Here is a 16721-nt window from a genome sequence, read left to right on the forward strand (position 1 = left end):
ATCCCTTACACAGGTGCTCTGTCAAGACAAACGCGTGCCGCTTATCGTAGCGCTTCTTGCGGTTAGTGGCATCTTTCTCACCGGCCATTTCTTTGAGCGGTTCTATCCGTGGATCATGACCGTCTTTTTTGTCTCGATGTCGGTGCTGTTGTTGCTAGCAATACGTGGCGCACCGTTTGCGAGTGTTCTGAGCGGTGCGCTTCTCGTCGGGATCACGTATCGGTTGTATTTCAACCTTCACGTTCCGACACCCGTCGGGATGTCTTCCCAACTCTATCCGGAGCGGATAGATACGCTGATGGCGAGGGGTGAACTGTTGGGTGGCTACTACAGTAGTGCGGCCGGGGCGCCGTTCCAGGACCTGTTGTTCGCGTCGTCTACGATTATCACCGGCCTTGGTGGCTACTACAGTTTATTCATCTATCCGCTCCTGATTGGCACCCTCTATCCACTTTTTGGTATTGCGATCCTGAAAGAGATCGGTGTCCATGACCACCGGTTCTTGTCGGTTGCAGCAGTGCTGACGCTCGTTACAACCGAGGGGCTTCGCCGATCGTACTGGTCTCGAAACCAGGTCATTGCGACGTTTTTTTGGCTGGCGGCGATCTATGTCCTTGCCAAGCATCTGCGAGACCCGGATACGCGGCTGTTCCTGTTGCTGGCCGCGTTTGCCGGCGCGATGGCCTACAGCCACCGGCTGCCGCTGGCGATTTTTGCGGTCGTGCTTCTCGTCCTCGGGATTCTGTATCTCACGGACCGGATCAGTTGGAACGAGGTGGCCGGAATAAGTCCCGTCAAGCAGGTGTTCTCACTGTTTGTCTTCATTGGGACGGTGGTACTGGTGCAGCTACTCTACCTGGGGAATACTTTTTATCACCTCGTTGCACGGATTCAGCGGCTGCTGGCACAATTCGGGAGCGACGGTGTTCAGTCAGTCCCCTCTCAGCCAGCACCGAGTGCCGCAAACGAGGTGCTTCCTGGAATAATTGGCACGCTGTACCAGTATCCGTCATCACTCAGTTTGTTCGTTGAACGAGGCCATGGAATCTGGATTGCACTCGTTGCCGGAGTTGCATGGACGTACCTGTTCTTTGAGTTCGAAGAGCGAAGAACACGGGGACAAATACTGGCGCTGCTAGCCGTCTCAGCAGTTGGTGTAGCGCTGATGTTCATCGGCGTTGTGTCGATCGGCTCGATGAATCCGACACGACCGCTACAATTGATTGAGCCAGTACTTGCGGTAATTATAGTCATCGCTATTTGGAAGATGCAGATTCTTGATCAAAAACGAATGTATCAGTTCGGAATTGGACTAGTTCTTGTGCTATTGATCGCAAGTCAGGTATTCGCAATGGCTGCTGGGCCAGACTATGCTAATTCACCTCGATACTATGCTGACGTACCCGAAAGTGCCGCAAAGACTACGATCTGTGAGTACTCTACCGAGCCAATTTATACTGATCACGAGATGCTTATGTTTAGAGGATTAGACCAAAGAACATGTGAGATGGATAGAATTGGGACTGGTCCGGATAGTCCGTTATTTAATAAAAATATCACACCATCTGAACATCCAACATTTGTCTATCGGCATAATGTAGATATATATCATGGAAGCGGAGGAGCTAGATACGAACTTGCATGGAATCCAGCTATCGAATTAGAAACCAATTACCATTCTGTATATAACAATAATCGTGTTACTATGTTCGAAGAAGATAAGACGGATAGTTAAATTATAAATATATGTGTAATATTGGAACTATTAGGAAACATCTATGTATATTCCAATACACTTCCAAATGTTTATAGTGGAGTAATTACGAACACAGATAGCAACTATTAAGAAATATCTATATATATGAAATTGAAAAAGCAACTTAGTCACCGGTTTAGAGCTGAATTTTTAGGCGAAATAATTTATGTTAGTTCAGGAGCAGTACTGATCGTAGCATTAGCTCGATTACTTGATCCAGAAGGATATGGGCTAATGTTCCTTGCCCTGTCCGTGATTGGGGTTGTGAAGATATTCAGCCAGTTAGGCATTTCAAGTTCTGCCTCTCGATATGTTGCAAATTATAAAGAAACAAATTCTGGCCAAATACCTCATATTCTCCGGTTTTCTTTTTTGCTTAATCTCATTATATTATTAGTAGTTTGTATAGTATTTTTGCTGCTACATTCTCATCTTGCAGCATTAATTGGAGAGCCAGATCTCATTCCATTTCTATTAATTGGTGTATTTTATATAATATTCTCAACATCAATTTCATTCACACAAGATATATTACAAGGATTTGAAGCTATTAAAGCAAGTGCGGTCTTAACAGGAATACGGGGTGCGATACGTCCAATACTTGCAATAGGATTTGTGCTTTTAGGTTTTGGCGCACTTGGAGCATTCGTTGGTTATATCCTGGCTTATGCGATAGGCGGTATAATTGGCCTTATATATACGTATAATCAATATTACCGTGGAAAAGAACAAACTCAAAGAGAAAAAGGAATTAGACGAAGAATAATAGAATATTCGGTGCCAATTACGGCGACAAGCACTGCAAAAGTTCTAGATAATCACATAGATGTTCTTTTGATTGGGTTTTTCCTTAATCCTACTGCCGTTGCCTTCTATACAGTTAGTAAGCGTGTGATTGGTTTTGTCGAGGCTCCAATGTCAGCACTAGGTTTCACTCTTTCACCAACGTTTGAGGCTCAAAAAGCAAAAGGAAATGAAGACACTGCTGCACGGATTTACGAAAAAGCACTCTCTCATGGATTATCACTGTACATTCCAGCATCAGCTGGCCTCATATTAATATCCGAACCATTTGTCATACTGGTGTTCGGAGAAGAATATATTGGTGCTACACCAGTATTACAAATACTTGCTATTTATGCTGTATTAGTATCGATTGTAAAAGTAACTGGTAATGGTCTTGACTTCCTTGGGAGAGCACGGGCACGTGCAATAGCCAGGGGGATAACGGCTACTCTAAACGTAGGTCTCAATATAGTTCTGATACCGACAATAGGGGTTATTGGAGCTGCAATTGCAACAGTGGTCACTTACTCTATCTACACATTTGCTAATGTTTACATAATGGCACTTGAGCTTGACCTCCAAATAAATTGGCTAATAAAACAAATAATACATGTGTGTTTGATAACATTGGCTATGTCGTTAATAGTCTATGCTTTGTCTGATCTCATTTCGGGATTTATAACATTGTTTATGGTCGTTGGGATTGGAATCTCGGTTTGGGCTATTCTTGTATTAAGTACTGGATTGCTTGACGTTCGCGAAACAGTATCAACATTAGTACGGTAGATTGGCTCATACTGTACGAAAGACAAATCACTAACTTTAAATACGCAAGAACAAATCTGTGATTATGACTAGGATATTTTTAGACGGTTACTATGGATACTCGAATGTTGGTGACGAAGCTATCTTACAATCTTTATTAGATCAACTTTGGAAGGACGATACAATTACAGTTGCAACATCAGATCCGGTATCAACTATAAATACTCATCCCCGAATTGACAAGACTATTAAAAGGAAAAGCTTTCATTCGATTAATCCGTACTTACTATATTCAGTAGTATCAGCAACTGACTATTGGAAAGAATTAAAAAAGGCAGATGAATTATGGATTGGAGGAGGCGAATTAATTCGTGATTCATCATTATATCAACACAGTATACTCACAATAGTTGCACGGTCCTTAGGTACAAAAGTTCGGTTTATAGGGGTCGGCGGTGCTGCTGTATCTCAAAATTGGCGGAATGAATTTGTACTAAAGCCATTACTTGAGAGTACGACTTCAGTAACTGTCAGAGACGATATTACGAAATCCAATTTACAGTCGCTTGGTGTTCAGGCGCCAATTACTGTTAAACCAGATCCTGTTTTTTCGTTATCAGTATCTGAACCGCTTTCGGAGGATTTTAAATGGATACCACATGGAAATTATTGTGTGATAGCAGTTCGATCTCCTTCAGATAGAGAGTTTGATACACGATCTTTTGCTAAATTCATCGATGAATTGTCAAATAGTACGTCATTACATCCTATTTTCATTCCTTTCCATGAGACACAATCACCTCCAGATAGTCAGGTTGCAGAGACTATCGCAAAGCAGATGCAAACAGACGCAACAATTATAAAAAGAAGAGTTGATTATTCGGATGCCTATAAAATAATAGAAAAAGCAGATTATGTAGTTGGAGTTCGGCTACATAGTTTGATTTATGCATGTAACACAGAAACTCCTTTCTTCGGATTTGCTTATGCTCAAAAAAGCAAAGCTTTACTCAAAGAATTAGGGCAAGAAGTAATTTGGTGCGATAATATTGATGTAGGAAAAGCTATGGCTATAGCGCCAGCTGAGCCGGCTTCTTCCCACGATAAAAAGAACACTAAAAAGATTAAAGAATCTGCTAGAGATCTTGTTAAACACTCAAGATCGAAAAATAATAATAGCTGGAAACCTTTAAAACTCCTATCAATTATTATATTCCTACCACTAATTGATTTATATTATTATATAAAAAATTCGAGATGGCAAAATTAATGTATTCTACCTCTCTTTCTAAATCGAAAGGATTTATCTTATATTGGGTGTAGCTATCTTATATGCCAAAGGTAAGTGTTATAATACCAACATATAATAGAGGGGACGTATTATCCCGAGCAATATCAAGTGTTCTTAACCAGTCATTCAAGGATTTCAATTTGATTATTGTAGACACAGGTTCTTCAGATAACACTGAAACAATTATGAGTGAATTTTCTGATGATAGGATAATTTATCATAGAATAGAAATGAGAAAATCAGCAAGTGAAGCTAGAAATATTGGCATTAAATTATCCAAATCGCCATATGTATCATTCTTAGACTCAGATGATGAGATTAAAGAAAATCACATTGAAGCAGTGGTTGAAGAATTAGAGCAGGAAAGTCAAAATTGCGTAGGTGCTTTTACTGGTAGAGAAATAAGAGTTCAAGGAGATATGGAGTATACACAACCAATAGATAAAGAATATATAAAATACTCTGACATACTTAAAAGAAACTCTATAGGAGGATTTTCCAATCTTACATTTCGGCGTTCTGTGTTCAGCAGCGATAATTACATTGATGAGTCAATGAACGTATTTGAAGATTATGATCTTTTGCTCAGGGTTCTAAAGGATGGGTTTAAATTCAAAGGTATTGATGAAAACCTCACAATTCGTTACAAGGATAATGATGATAGATTAAGCGACAAGCCTAACGACATCACAAATGGACGTAAGAAATTATTTGAAAAGCACGGAAAGGATTTATCATCTAAAGCAAAATCACGGTTATATTACATAGATGCACAATATCAAGCTCTTGGCGGAAACCTTAGAACAGCTAGAAAATACTATAGTAAATCCATTTATTATGATTATACGAAATGGTTCTCCTACCTTCATCTTATAGCAACTATCCATCCCTATTTATTTCACTCATTGATAGAATGTAAAAGAACCATCAAAAAAATAGCCGATTGGAGAAAGTACAAAAACAATCTGAAAAAAACCATTAATTAAGGATAATTGCCCGAGCCTCCTTATTAATTTATAGTCTAATTTATATTGCATATCACAAAATAAATATCTTTATGGATTATAGAGGCTGTATAGGCTTAGAGTTAGTTGTATGAGTAAACCATATATACAAAACATTGCTGGATGTACGAAGTAATGGAAGCAGTCGGATTAGACGATCGAATCTCCGAACAGTTCCTCCGCAGCGGCGTTGGCTGGGGCGGCTCCTGTTTCCCGAAAGACGTCAACGCGATCATCGCGGCCGCACGCGAGGCAGGATACGATCCCGCACTCCTCGAGGCTACTGTTGAAATCAACGACCAGCAGCCCGGACGGTTGCTCGAGTTGCTCACGAATCACGTCGATCTCGAGGGCGCGCGCATCTCGGTTCTCGGACTGTCATTCAAGCCTGAAACTGACGATATCCGAAATTCGCGGCGATTCCTGTCACCGAGAAGCTCCAGGAACGCGGTGCCGAAATCGTCGCCTACGATCCCGTCGCTGCCGACGAAATGGCCGAGAAGTTCCCCAACATCAGCTACGCGGAGTCGGCAGCGGACGCCCTTCGCGACGCTGACGGAGCACTCGTCGTCACCGATTGGGACGAATTCAGCGAACTCGATGACGAGTTCGACGAAATGGCAACTCCGGTCGTGATCGATGGCCGACGATGTATCGAGCGGCGTGACGGCATCATCTACGATGGTCTGACGTGGTAGCATAGGCGTCTTTCGTAGGCCAGCCGTATTATGGACTCACTCAAAATTGTGAATTCGGGTCGCGGTTCTCGGCCTCTCATTCAAACCACAACCGTTCGTAGTGCGAACTCTATTTCTTTATTATCGCTACGGGTGTTTCCGATCCGTGGTGGCTCTCGATTCGATTCTCGATCGCCGATACTCTGCGGTATGGGAGTCAAGCGGTATTACGCGCAGTTCACCGAATCCACACTTCGAGTGGTTACCAACTCGAAAGACACCCTTTTTCGCCGTCGTTACCGGTTCGTCTCCCTCGTACGTCACTACTTGGCCGTGGTCAATCGTCTGTAATCGGTACTCCTCTCGTTGTTCTACTAGTTTTTCCTCACGCTCCCGAAGGACACCACGCTCTTCCGTCCACCACCACGGTACCTCCTGGTCGGTGGCCCTCGGATACTCGGATTTCAGTACGAACGGTGCCACGAGTTCGAGAGCGAACGTCGTGCTCTCTTCCAATCGAGAGTAGTCCAGCCTCTCCAAATCGACGATCTGTGTGTCCTTCAGTCGGGTGACGCCGTAGCCGTAGTTCCGCTTTCCGCCGAACTGGAGTCTATCCAAGACGCTCTCACTGAGCGGAAGGATATCAGCCTGGTCAGCGTGGAGATACCCAGTGAGATACCACGTCGTGGTCTGATAATGCTTCCGAGCCTCGTTGGGCTTTCCTTGAATCAGTTTGTGAGCCAGCGCCGGATGCCCGCCCTGAACGCGAATATCGTGCGTGTTCAGCACATCTCGTGGCCGAGAGTCGAGCAGCCACGGCTGTGCCATCCGCCGTAACAGGAACAGATCGGCGTAGCGCTCGACGGGGGCAAGTTGCTTCCCAGATGCGGCCGACTGCCCGACTGCGAGTGCCAGTCGGGAAACGTTCCGAACTGGCCCGGTACGAAGATACCGTGGCTCGCATGGAGATGTTGATGAACCTCGTGCGGGAGCTGCTGACCCAGGGCGTGTCTCATGGCGTTCCCCGAAACGTAGTACGGGTGCCCGATATAGTCCATCTCCAGCAGCCAGTGGACCTGTTGAATCTTCATACGATTCTACCCCTTTGTGCGCTGTCGGCGCCAAGCTGTGAAATCCTCGAGATACTGGAGTGCCGTCGACCATTCACGGATTCGACGCAAGTTTGCGTCTAATACCATACTGTACCTGTCGTCGGAGATCGTGAACAGATGTGACGGGAGGGAAGTCCACGTTTTCGCCCAGGATCGCCACGGCCGTGCACCCAGGTGAGCAGCTGGCTGCGAGCCGGGATCAGTGTCGAGACGGAGCGCAAACTGCTCGATTCTGAAGATCGTCCGATGAGGAACGATCTCGTCAGGTTGGTCAACTATGAGCCGAAGCTCACCGAACTCGTGTCCGCCCCGGTAGTTGTCTACCAGTGCCGCCACCAGCAACGTATGGTACTTGAGCGAGGTGTACGGGTAGTACATCGACTCGTTGAACAACGCCGCGACGTCACTCGCCAGCCAGGCGGTGTGCATCGTTTTCGGATCCGTTTCCGTCAGCAACTCGCGCACAGCACGGGTAATGTCACGATCCGAGACCTCGTTCGAGGCCACTACCGACTCACCCGTGAGCAACGAGAGTCTGTGGGGCGACATGTGGTTTGCCACTGTCGGCTCCGGCGTGCCGGACGGCCGACTCATCCGCGCCGCATCGCCGTCCGCTCCGTGTGGGACCGACTGATTGACCGGTACCCCCGCGAATGTCTCGTCGGCATGTGCGTGGGGCTGTCCGGTCAACTTATGCGCATCGTGACGGTAAATTTCTAGCATTATTCTATCTCTTTACTCGATCGAGCGTTGACCCGCTCATGGAACGCATCAACGACGGTCGGCCGGTAGTCGTCGGCCCATCGGTCGTCCTTCCGGTTCATTTCTGCTGTTTCGCCCTTTGCGCGGTCGAAGATGCGATTCAGTTCTGTTTCGTCGTAGAGTGGATTGAGCAGCTCGCAGTCGACGATACCAGCCCCAAAGTTCCGCGCCCCGCCGAGCTGGTGCATGAAGTCCGTCCGATTTTCATTGAGGAACTCGACGGCTTCACACAGCGACCCGAGAAACGCCGGTTTCATCTCACGGAAGGAGAGGTGCCAACAGCCATCCAGGTTGGCGACTGCATCTAGTTCAACGTTGCGTAGGGGTTCGCGGTTATCGGCAGCGTTCCGCGAAACGACGTTTCGATTCAGTCGTCGGTAGTGGCCCTCGGCCTGGCCGCGCGTGTAGTCGACGCTAGATCGGACCGGGTTGAACTGGATCGGCCGACGCATCAGCTTCCCTGGAACACCTTCGAAGCCACCGAAGAGATCGAAGACCACACAGCCGTCGTCGGTCTCTTCAAGGCAGTTGCCCTTTGGATGGTAGCCGTCGTCGAGGTCGCGCTCGTAGACGTCCTCCTTCCGAAAGTTCGCGTTCGCCTCGCCTGGGTGGCAGGCCGTTTCACCCCAGTCCTGGACGACGCGTTCCATTCCGTGGCGGAGCCAACCCGACAGCGAAAACGCGGGGATGATACCGCCGATCTGGTTCTGTGGATCGTCGGCCTCGTAGTTCGTGTTCGAGGTGTGATGACGATACGTGAGGATCGAGTCTCGAACGACCAGTAGGTCGCACTCGAGGCGGACGTAGACATCTGTACACTCCTCAAGCGGTGGTTCACGGCTCATGGCGCACAGCCCTCCGTCGGTGGGCTGAACGCCCGCAGCGCGAGTTCGGTCAGGCATAGTTGTGGGCTGCGCGGTGTGGGAAGCGCGATCGAACCGAGACGACCGCCGACCAGTACTTCGGTCGTGCCGAGCGTCGGCGACCGGATCCGGCCGGGCGCACAGCCGTGGCAGAACAGCCTCGGGATGTCCCACTGCGCAGCGTCGGCACAGCGGTACGCGTACGCGAACACGACGTCGGTCTCGCGGAGCGGCGATCCACAGCCGATGCAGACGGCCGCGTCGGGTTTCGGACCGACCGGGTGACCGTGGAGGACCTGCGCCGGCGTTGCGGTGACGATCGGCTCCTCGTGATGCGCAGCACAGGGCCGACCGCGGTCGTCAGCAGCCATCTTCCTCCGCCATGCTGCGGGCGCTGAAACACGCAAAGCAGGGCAACTGGTCGCCGGCTGGGCCGGCACACCAGTCGTGTTCACACGGTTCGTCAGCAGTACGTTTTTCAAGGGTTGGATTCGTAGTTGACATGCTTCTCGGACCCTGAGAAGCGCGGTCCGGTGTTCCAAGCACCGGGCCACAGAGTTTCTGTAGCCATCGCGCTTCTCATATGTCTCTACTCCGGTCTCCTACTTAGTACTTTGCTAAGCAAAACACTAGGATATATGCTAAATACACTGTTTAGCATATGGTGTAGTATTATGTTCTGTGAGGGCCGAAATGCTACTAATGGTCAATCGGAACTACGAGCCGAATGAACGGGAGGAAACTATCCTCAAACTGTTCAAGGAAGGTAGAGAAACCGAAGAACCATGGGGTCGCGCAAATCCACAGTTTTTCCGTGAACAAACGGATCTCGTAAAGGGACAAGTAGAGTACGCTCTTCGAAATCTTACTAATGCAGGCTGGATTCGGCGATTAAACAAGGGAGGACTATACGAATTTGTTGATGACCCGCGGGAAGAGTAACCAGTCACAACAACACATCCGCTTAATTTGACTTCTTAACCATCTACCGCTTTGTTTGGTTTATTTTGGTTGAAGCGGCATCTTAGCTACTCATAACCCAGTGGGCGCCGTGGATCGCGTTCGTCGTCGGGCTCACGGTCGCGATCTTCTGCTTTCGCTGACCGCAGCGCTCGCGGAGAGCGATTCCAAACACTCGGAGGCCTCCGAGGTGGGCGGCCACGGCCACCCGTCTCGAGCAGCCGCCGGACTCCCGTTACTGCTCGGGCGTGGCCACCCCCATCACGGCGTCGCGGAGCGCGTCGAGGCAGTGGTCGTCGGCGTTCGGCCCGCCGACGTGGTCCTCCTTGTAGCTGTAGAACTCCCGGACGAGTTCCTGGCACTGCTCCGAGACCACCAGCCCGACCGCGGGCTCGCCGGTGTCAGACTCGGACTCATCGGTCTTGGTCTCTGTCGAGTGCGACGGGAACCTCCCCAAGCGCAGCCGAGAGGAACCACGAAGCCCTATGAACAGTTGTCGAGTGGTTTGCTTTTTGCGCCGCAGCTTGGCCGAGACTGTCAGGTTGCCGTCGGCCTCGAGTCGGTTACGAACCGCGGCGATCCTCTCGCCAATGTCCGTGACTATGATCGCGGCGGCAAAGCCCGCCTTCTCGAGCGTGCCGATGTGGGCGGGTTCGTGTTCATAGTAGACCTCCCCAGAAGACCGATCCCCAACCGCTTGAGGACGACCGCGATACGGGACCGGACTCGGCGACCGCCGCCACGACGACGAACTGGTCGAGGACGGTCTCGTGCTCGAGGACGTCGCTCGATCAGTCCGGCCGTCGCCGTGACCCTCGAGCCGCCACCCGTCGACGGCCTCAGCAGAGGATACTGCGAGCCCCGCGACTCGTCCGTCAGACACCACCTATAGCGCTGTCGAACGCCTGCTGGCCGCAGTTGAGTCGCCGAGCCGGCGTCCGAGATTCGTGTCACCCACCACCAGCTCGGCCACCCACGCCGATACCGGCTGGCCGCGGGTCGATACCCGACATCAGCCCCGCTGTTACCAGACCTGCACGCCGGGCACTCCACACGAGGCACAGATGACCGCCTGATTCCCCTTGTAGGTCCCGCGCTCGAGCGTCCCCGTCTCGCAGTACTCACAGGAATCGCCCGCAAGCGTCTCCAAGAGTCGGTCGGTCCCCGGTTGTGAATCCAACATATAACAAATCGTAACCTGCTGCTACTAATACATTACCCCGCTGTGGGACCTGGAGAGCGACCGTGCGACGTGGCTTCTCGACCGACGTGACTGCACGAAACGACACCGAGTGGGTCACGGAGAGCGGGCTCGACTCCTGCGAGAGCGGATGACCACCGCCTACCGTCGCTACGGACTCCCACCACCGCGATGTCGGCTCCGGGACCTGTGCAGCCGAGCGTGTCGCAGATACGGCCCAGATCCACCCGCTCAAGCAGGTTCTGTTGCCGGGCGGTATCGTCCGTGGGAAGTGCCTCGGTCCCGAACCAGAATTCCGGAGCAGTCGACGGCATTGCGTCGATTCCGCGGCACCAGTCGGGCCGAACCGCCGGCAGTCTTCACGCGCTGTCGGCGACACAACGGACGGGCTTTAGTGGATAAGACGCACCTCGAATCGAAACAGGCCGCGAACCGGCAGCCGGCGATCGGAGACACAGGCGCCGAGGCTCAGCGATAGCGAACAGCGATCCACGTGGTGCCGCTCGGACAACGGGCTCAGACGCCAGGGACGGTGATCTATGACATACCTTGGAGACCCGCCGTCGGCCGACAGCTGTGGACCGCCAGCTTAGCCGAGGACGGCGGGTCGGGAAACAATAGCTTTTGTGACTTTGTGGCCAACCGTGGTGGCGGACGGACTGGCGACTACAGGCTCGCGGTAACCTCCGTGGACACAGCGGCCCTCTCCGACACAGCACCCCTCACGCTGGCCGAGCGTAACCCCGGCGATAAACACGTGGGTCGCCCCGGAGATATCGAGCGCAACGCCCTCACGACGATCTCAGCGACCTCATCACCGACCGGGATCGGATCACACGGGCGATCGCCTGGTCGTCGGTGTCGACGGCGGTCTCGACGCCGACGGGTTCTCGAGGTGGCGATGGATCTGCACAACCACACGGCCGGGACGACACTCGAGTGTGTCCAGGCGACGATCCCCAGGCCGGACGACGCCGTCCACAACACGGCCAACGAGTCGGCGAGACCGCACACCGCAGCGACGCGCTCGATACCAGCACTGCCGGCGAACGCGAGTGGGGGGTCGAAACCGACGCGGAGACGGTCACCGGGACGCTATCGAGGCGACACCCGAGAGTGAGAGCGACGAGACGGTGCCCGGTTTCGGCGCTGTCGCCGCCCTCGGGGCACTGCTCGCTCTCGTCGTGCTGGCTCACCGACGCTATCCCCGCTGGTAACCGTCCGGTTTGCGACCTCGAGCTGCCACGCACACCAGGCACTGTCCGCCTGAGTCAGGCGGTCGACGAGAGATGCAACGGCGCTGCGGACGGTGCGTTCCTCTCTCTCTGCAGGAGAGAGCCTGCCTCTGGATTTATATCTCGAAAGAGAGATACTCTGCCAACACGATCGTTCAATGACGAATCTGCAACGGCTCTTCTGGGGAGAGAGTTCGGCGACGCCGTCGGGACCGCTCTCCTGGCCACTCCTTGCCGTCCTCGCCATCGTCAGCAGCCTCACCGTCACGACGATCTTTCTGCCCCGCGAGCTCGGCTACGTTCTCACGGCCGGCACGCTCGCGCTCGTCTCCGTCTACGGCGTCCTGGCAGCCACGGTGCTCGATACGGACCTCAGCCTTCGTATCGACGCCCCGTTTGTCGTCCTGCTGGGGGGGTACTGGCTCGGGCTAGTGGCCCACTTCTACTACGCTCCACACACGGAGCTCCTCGAGTATATCGTCGTCACGCCGCTGGCGGTGGGTGCGACGGTCGTCGTGCTCCCGGCGTTGATCGACGGCCGGCGCCAGGCGTTTACGATGGCGCTGACACTCGTCGCGGTCGCCCTCGCGGTGATCGGCTTCGTGATGCTTTGGCAGGAACTCCAGACCTCGGAAGAGCTGTACGAACGGGTCGGCGGCTCGGTGATGGGGATCGAGGGCGTGTCGACGGGGTCGATCTTCCACAGCACGAACACCCACGGGTTCGCCATGATGGTCGGCAGCCTCGCGGCGCTGTACACCTACCTCAGCCGCCGGGGCGCGGTGTGGCTCGGCGCGCTCGCGATCTGTCTGCTGGGCTTTCTCTCGGCGGAGGGCGACGCCGCCTTCGTCGGCTTTACCGCCGGGCTCGTCCTCGTCCTCTCGGGGTTCGATCGGCGGTTCGGTTTTCTCGGGATTGGGCTCGCGGTCCTCGGCGTCTATCTCGCGATTCGGCTCGGCCACGTCGGCGAGGTGATGGAAACCACACTCTTAGGAAGTGGAAACCGTGTCGACCGCTGGGTGGCCTCGCTCGAGCGCCTCGCGCAGGACCCCCTGCTCGGCATCGGCTTCGCCGACACCGCCGAAGAGATCGGCGAGTCTAGGGGGCCACACAACTCCTACATCTATCCGCTACTCAACGTCGGGCTCATCGCCGGCGGGCTCTATCTCGGCGCACTGGTCTACGCGCTCGGCAAGGGGATTCGCACCCGGTGGACCCCCTGGACCGGGTTCGTCGTCGGGACGGCCGTCAGCATCCTTCTCTATATGGTGTTCGAATCCCACTTCCTGGGCGGACTCAGCGTCTCCTCGGTCCTGTTGGGGCTGTTTCTGGGCCTGTTGCTGTACTTGCCCGACGGGGCTTAGCGACCGCGAGTGCACCCTTTCGGTAACCGACTGCGACAGCGTCGCCACGGGAGGTACGCTAGCACCCCTCGTGAGTCATGCTTATTTGCTCACAGAGAGCTGTAACATGTATGTGTAGTAAACTCTAGGTTAGTGAGAGAAAGTGGCGAGATATTGGAGTATTGTTATTTTGATTGCAAGCAACTGCATGGTAGATGACTCAGTCGATTCCCTCCCAATGTCCCGAGTGTGGGGCGCTCGAGATCCGAATCACGAAACTCCCGCCGGACGACCACGACCGGGGCGAAGACTGGGCGACGCGTGCGGCCTGCGAGGCCTGCGAGGAGTACGTCGAGTGGTTCGACTGAGAACATCACACTGGCCAGATCGTTCAGTGCTTCTCTCGAGTGGCCGTTGGCAAATAGCACCCGGACGAAGGTCTGTCGGCGTCATCACAGCGTTCGCCCCTCAGCGTCGAGTAAGGGGGCTTTGACCCGTTGACACCACGGCGACGGCCGTCCAGCAGTTCGAGAAAGGCGTGGGACTCTCGTTGTTCCCAACTGGCCTCGTCGACCCACTCGAGCACCCTCGTGATCCGCGACCCGCCCGCGCCGAAGACGCGTCGTGGTCGGCAGCGTGCCGGTCCGAATCAGGAACCAAGTCCGATCGTTTCTGTCCCGCCAGTGTTCGGCGGTGAGCCCTCGCACGAGTGGGAGATGCCATCCGCGTCATCCTCGAGGGTTGGGCGACCGCGCCTCGGTATCGAGGGGACCCTCGAGCAGCCACTCACAGAGAGCGGCTGGCTGGCTCCTCACTCACCGATTACCGCGTGCCGACAGCGCGGAGCGCAGCGATCGGCCAGCGAACCAGGCGCCAGCACTCACCGAGGCCCGGACAGCCGTCACGAAGCCAGACGACTCCGGCCAGCACGACCAGCCCGAGCCCGATCAACGCCGATGGCGCGAGCAGCGACGGATAGGCGCCAAACACGATGCCTGCGGTGGATTCGATAACGCCGGTGTCCGTCGCCATCACGTCCGGGGACGATTCGTACGTCGCGACCGGCCACAGCACACTCTCGAGGCTCCAGCCGACGCCCGGAGCGGTCGGCATCGCGTCGGTGGCCAGATGCGAGAGATAGCCGATCGCGAACGCGGTGCCGACGCCGGCCGGTCGGACCGACGGGCGAGCACAAGCGCGCCGACCGACAGCGGGCCGCCAACGAAGACCGAGTGTGCGACCGAGCGGCCACTCGGGAAGAGTCCAAACTGCCATGCCAGCGGCTCGTCGATCAGGTCCGGGAGCTGCGACGCACCGAGGACGACCACCACCGCCCACCCCGCTGGTGGCGCCTCCTCGGCCCACCGTGCGTAGCCGGCATAACAGAGGTAGGCAACCGCGGCATGCACCCACGGCAACATACCTTAGACGGTCACGGTAGCTACAGATAGCGGCGTCGAACGATACAACTCGTATCACCAGTCAAAAACTCGGAGATCTCCGAAGCGGGCGGCCACGACCACTCGTCTCGAGTAGCCACCGGACTCCCGCTACTGCTCGGGCGCAGCTACCCCCACCACGGCGTCGCGCAGCGCGTCGAGGCTGTGATCAGCGGCGGTCGATGCCCCGACGTAGTCGTCCATGGTGCCCACAAACACCCGTCTCCCAGTGCTCTGCGATCACCGGTCCATCGGTTTGATAACGGCCGACTCGCCGGGCGCGTTAACCGCTCAGATTCCGGTTAGTCCTTAGTAGCCGCCTCCAGATACGTCGACTCCTCCACATAGCGCAGCTTATTATCGCGCACCCACTGCGGCTCGAACGTTGTCTCAATCTGTTTGACCCGGCCCTCCCGTCCTCGAGAGTCGATCCAGGTTTCGACTAACCCCATCGTCTCGAGGTCGGTCAGCACGCCCCGAACGGCACGCTCTCCGAGCTGGAGCGCCTCGGGAAACGTGTCGTCCTCGAGGATCGAGTGGACGTCGGCCGTCGTCACGGGCTGTTTGATCTCTCCGCCTTGATTCCACCCGGTGACGGCCGTCAGCACCAGGAAGTGATTCGCCGGTAGATCGAGCAGCTTCGAGACGGTCGCCTCCTGATCGGTCGTCTCGAGGTTCGTCTCGAGACACGCTTTCGTCAGCTGCTCGAGTTCGCGCTCGGTGGCGGTCTCACCGGCCTGGCGAAACAGCGTCAGCGCCTTCCGGGCGTCCCCCCAGCGGCGTGCAGCCTCCGTCACACCGTATTCCCGAACCTCCGCCGGCACGGCCCCCTCCCGAAACGCCCGCTCGAGCCGGGGTCCGAGAATCGCCGCCAACTCCTCAGGCCCGTACGGCGGGAAAAAGACCGCCTCGTCGCTCATTACACTCTCGATGCGGCTGTCCAACCGCAAGTCGACCTCGAGCAACTCGTTGCTCACCAGCCAGACCGAGAGATCGATTCCCCGTTTGAGCTTTCCCTCGCCGCGCAGCAGCCGGTAGAAGAAGTCGCTGGGCTCGTAGTTCGAGTCGTGCTGGACGTGATCGATCTCGTCCAGAATCAGCACCGTCCAGTCGGGGAACTCCTCCAGTGCAGTCCAGATGCCCTCGAATACACCGTCTAACCCCTCATAGGCGCCCTTCTTCTCGCCGGTGAGTTCGACGAGGATCTCGTTGGCTGCGCTGAACAGCGTTCGACACTCCTTCAGGTTGACGTACTCGACGGCGACCTCCTCGTTTCGACTGGCGAACTCCTGACAGACCCGTCGCGTCGACAGTGTCTTGCCGGTGCCGGGCGGACCGTAGACCGTCACCGTCGGCGGCACGTACCCCTCGTGGACACCGGACAACAGCGCCGCCAACTCGCGCTCCTGGGCGTCGCGGGCGTGGATCTCGTCCGGTTCGGCGAGCGGATCGAGCGCGCCTTTCTCCCGAAAGAGACTCTCCTCGGCTGTTACCTCGTCGAAGAGATCGTCATACTTGCTCATCGGA

The 16721-nt window shown here is 54.4% G+C and carries 14 protein-coding genes and 2 pseudogenes; 8 read left to right on the top strand and 8 right to left on the bottom strand.

Annotated elements, in window-relative coordinates:
* Positions 1 to 13 precede the first annotated feature (13 nt).
* From ACFEMD_RS06155 to ACFEMD_RS06175, 5 genes and pseudogenes are all read left to right on the top strand, one after another.
* On the top strand, positions 14 to 1735 hold the full coding sequence (locus ACFEMD_RS06155; RefSeq protein ID WP_394740088.1) for a hypothetical protein: 1722 nt from the start codon (positions 14 to 16) through the stop codon (positions 1733 to 1735).
* Between the two features lie 126 nt (positions 1736 to 1861).
* Positions 1862 to 3328: a flippase gene (locus ACFEMD_RS06160; protein ID WP_394740089.1), complete on the top strand. Its 1467-nt coding sequence runs from the start codon at positions 1862 to 1864 to the stop codon at positions 3326 to 3328.
* A 64-nt stretch (positions 3329 to 3392) separates the two neighbouring features.
* Positions 3393 to 4577, top strand: a complete 1185-nt coding sequence (locus ACFEMD_RS06165; protein ID WP_394740090.1) for a polysaccharide pyruvyl transferase family protein — start codon at positions 3393 to 3395, stop codon at positions 4575 to 4577.
* Positions 4578 to 4639: 62 nt separating this feature from the next.
* A complete protein-coding gene (locus ACFEMD_RS06170) occupies positions 4640 to 5584 on the top strand; it encodes a glycosyltransferase family 2 protein (RefSeq protein WP_394740092.1) in 945 nt (314 codons plus the stop codon).
* A 144-nt stretch (positions 5585 to 5728) separates the two neighbouring features.
* A pseudogene (locus tag ACFEMD_RS06175) lies at positions 5729 to 6300 on the top strand (UDP binding domain-containing protein); the annotation flags it as partial.
* Positions 6301 to 6426: 126 nt separating this feature from the next.
* On the opposite strand, the pseudogene ACFEMD_RS06180 reads toward ACFEMD_RS06175, so the two are convergent.
* From ACFEMD_RS06180 to ACFEMD_RS06205, 6 genes and pseudogenes are all read right to left on the bottom strand, one after another.
* Positions 6427 to 7370, bottom strand: a pseudogene (locus ACFEMD_RS06180) (hypothetical protein).
* Between the two features lie 6 nt (positions 7371 to 7376).
* Complete coding sequence (locus ACFEMD_RS06185; protein WP_394740094.1) at positions 7377 to 8114, bottom strand: hypothetical protein; 738 nt, start codon at positions 8112 to 8114, stop codon at positions 7377 to 7379.
* Complete coding sequence (locus ACFEMD_RS06190; RefSeq protein ID WP_394740095.1) at positions 8114 to 8998, bottom strand: hypothetical protein; 885 nt, start codon at positions 8996 to 8998, stop codon at positions 8114 to 8116. Before ACFEMD_RS06190 ends, ACFEMD_RS06185 begins: the two co-directional genes overlap by 1 nt.
* Positions 8995 to 9387: a hypothetical protein gene (locus ACFEMD_RS06195; RefSeq protein WP_394740096.1), complete on the bottom strand. Its 393-nt coding sequence runs from the start codon at positions 9385 to 9387 to the stop codon at positions 8995 to 8997. Before ACFEMD_RS06195 ends, ACFEMD_RS06190 begins: the two co-directional genes overlap by 4 nt.
* Positions 9388 to 10211: 824 nt before the next feature.
* Complete coding sequence (locus ACFEMD_RS06200; protein WP_394740097.1) at positions 10212 to 10862, bottom strand: hypothetical protein; 651 nt, start codon at positions 10860 to 10862, stop codon at positions 10212 to 10214.
* 138 nt (positions 10863 to 11000) lie between these two features.
* The gene (locus tag ACFEMD_RS06205; protein WP_394740098.1) at positions 11001 to 11159 is read right to left on the bottom strand and encodes an HVO_A0556 family zinc finger protein; all 159 of its coding nucleotides are present in this window, start codon (positions 11157 to 11159) and stop codon (positions 11001 to 11003) included.
* A gap of 1151 nt (positions 11160 to 12310) precedes the next feature.
* On the opposite strand from ACFEMD_RS06205, the gene ACFEMD_RS06210 reads away from it, so the two are divergent.
* The 3 genes from ACFEMD_RS06210 to ACFEMD_RS06220 all read left to right on the top strand — a co-directional run bounded on the left by ACFEMD_RS06210 (position 12311) and on the right by ACFEMD_RS06220 (position 14123).
* Positions 12311 to 12394 carry a PGF-CTERM sorting domain-containing protein gene (locus ACFEMD_RS06210; RefSeq protein ID WP_394740502.1) on the top strand — a complete coding sequence of 28 codons (84 nt, stop codon included), beginning with the start codon at positions 12311 to 12313 and terminating at the stop codon, positions 12392 to 12394.
* Between the two features lie 176 nt (positions 12395 to 12570).
* Positions 12571 to 13776, top strand: a complete 1206-nt coding sequence (locus tag ACFEMD_RS06215) for an O-antigen ligase family protein (protein WP_394740099.1) — start codon at positions 12571 to 12573, stop codon at positions 13774 to 13776.
* Positions 13777 to 13970: 194 nt separating this feature from the next.
* Positions 13971 to 14123 (top strand): hypothetical protein, encoded by a 153-nt coding sequence (locus ACFEMD_RS06220; RefSeq protein WP_394740100.1) that lies wholly within the window; start codon positions 13971 to 13973, stop codon positions 14121 to 14123.
* A 454-nt stretch (positions 14124 to 14577) separates the two neighbouring features.
* On the opposite strand, the gene ACFEMD_RS06225 is transcribed toward ACFEMD_RS06220, so the two are convergent.
* Together ACFEMD_RS06225 and ACFEMD_RS06230 are read right to left on the bottom strand one after the other, a co-directional pair.
* The gene (locus tag ACFEMD_RS06225; protein WP_394740101.1) at positions 14578 to 14868 is read right to left on the bottom strand and encodes a hypothetical protein; all 291 of its coding nucleotides are present in this window, start codon (positions 14866 to 14868) and stop codon (positions 14578 to 14580) included.
* Between the two features lie 628 nt (positions 14869 to 15496).
* Positions 15497 to 16717, bottom strand: coding sequence for a Cdc6/Cdc18 family protein (locus ACFEMD_RS06230; protein ID WP_394740102.1), 1221 nt, complete (start codon positions 16715 to 16717; stop codon positions 15497 to 15499).
* Between the last annotated feature and the right edge of the window lie 4 nt (positions 16718 to 16721).

The organism is Natronococcus roseus (genome assembly GCF_043677095.1).
GTDB lineage: Archaea > Halobacteriota > Halobacteria > Halobacteriales > Natrialbaceae > Natronococcus > Natronococcus roseus.

Excerpts from the sequence above, each read along its gene's own strand:
- ACFEMD_RS06160 (WP_394740089.1), top strand. The coding sequence starts at position 1,862 with ATGAAATTGAAAAAGCAACTTAGTCACCGGTTTAGAGCTGAATTTTTA.
- ACFEMD_RS06205 (WP_394740098.1), bottom strand. The coding sequence starts at position 11,159 with ATGTTGGATTCACAACCGGGGACCGACCGACTCTTGGAGACGCTTGCG.
- ACFEMD_RS06185 (WP_394740094.1), bottom strand. The coding sequence starts at position 8,114 with ATGCTAGAAATTTACCGTCACGATGCGCATAAGTTGACCGGACAGCCC.
- ACFEMD_RS06220 (WP_394740100.1), top strand. The coding sequence starts at position 13,971 with ATGACTCAGTCGATTCCCTCCCAATGTCCCGAGTGTGGGGCGCTCGAG.
- ACFEMD_RS06230 (WP_394740102.1), bottom strand. The coding sequence starts at position 16,717 with ATGAGCAAGTATGACGATCTCTTCGACGAGGTAACAGCCGAGGAGAGT.
- ACFEMD_RS06170 (WP_394740092.1), top strand. The coding sequence starts at position 4,640 with ATGCCAAAGGTAAGTGTTATAATACCAACATATAATAGAGGGGACGTA.
- ACFEMD_RS06165 (WP_394740090.1), top strand. The coding sequence starts at position 3,393 with ATGACTAGGATATTTTTAGACGGTTACTATGGATACTCGAATGTTGGT.
- ACFEMD_RS06195 (WP_394740096.1), bottom strand. The coding sequence starts at position 9,387 with ATGGCTGCTGACGACCGCGGTCGGCCCTGTGCTGCGCATCACGAGGAG.
- ACFEMD_RS06190 (WP_394740095.1), bottom strand. The coding sequence starts at position 8,998 with ATGAGCCGTGAACCACCGCTTGAGGAGTGTACAGATGTCTACGTCCGC.
- ACFEMD_RS06215 (WP_394740099.1), top strand. The coding sequence starts at position 12,571 with ATGACGAATCTGCAACGGCTCTTCTGGGGAGAGAGTTCGGCGACGCCG.
- ACFEMD_RS06225 (WP_394740101.1), bottom strand. The coding sequence starts at position 14,868 with ATGCCGACCGCTCCGGGCGTCGGCTGGAGCCTCGAGAGTGTGCTGTGG.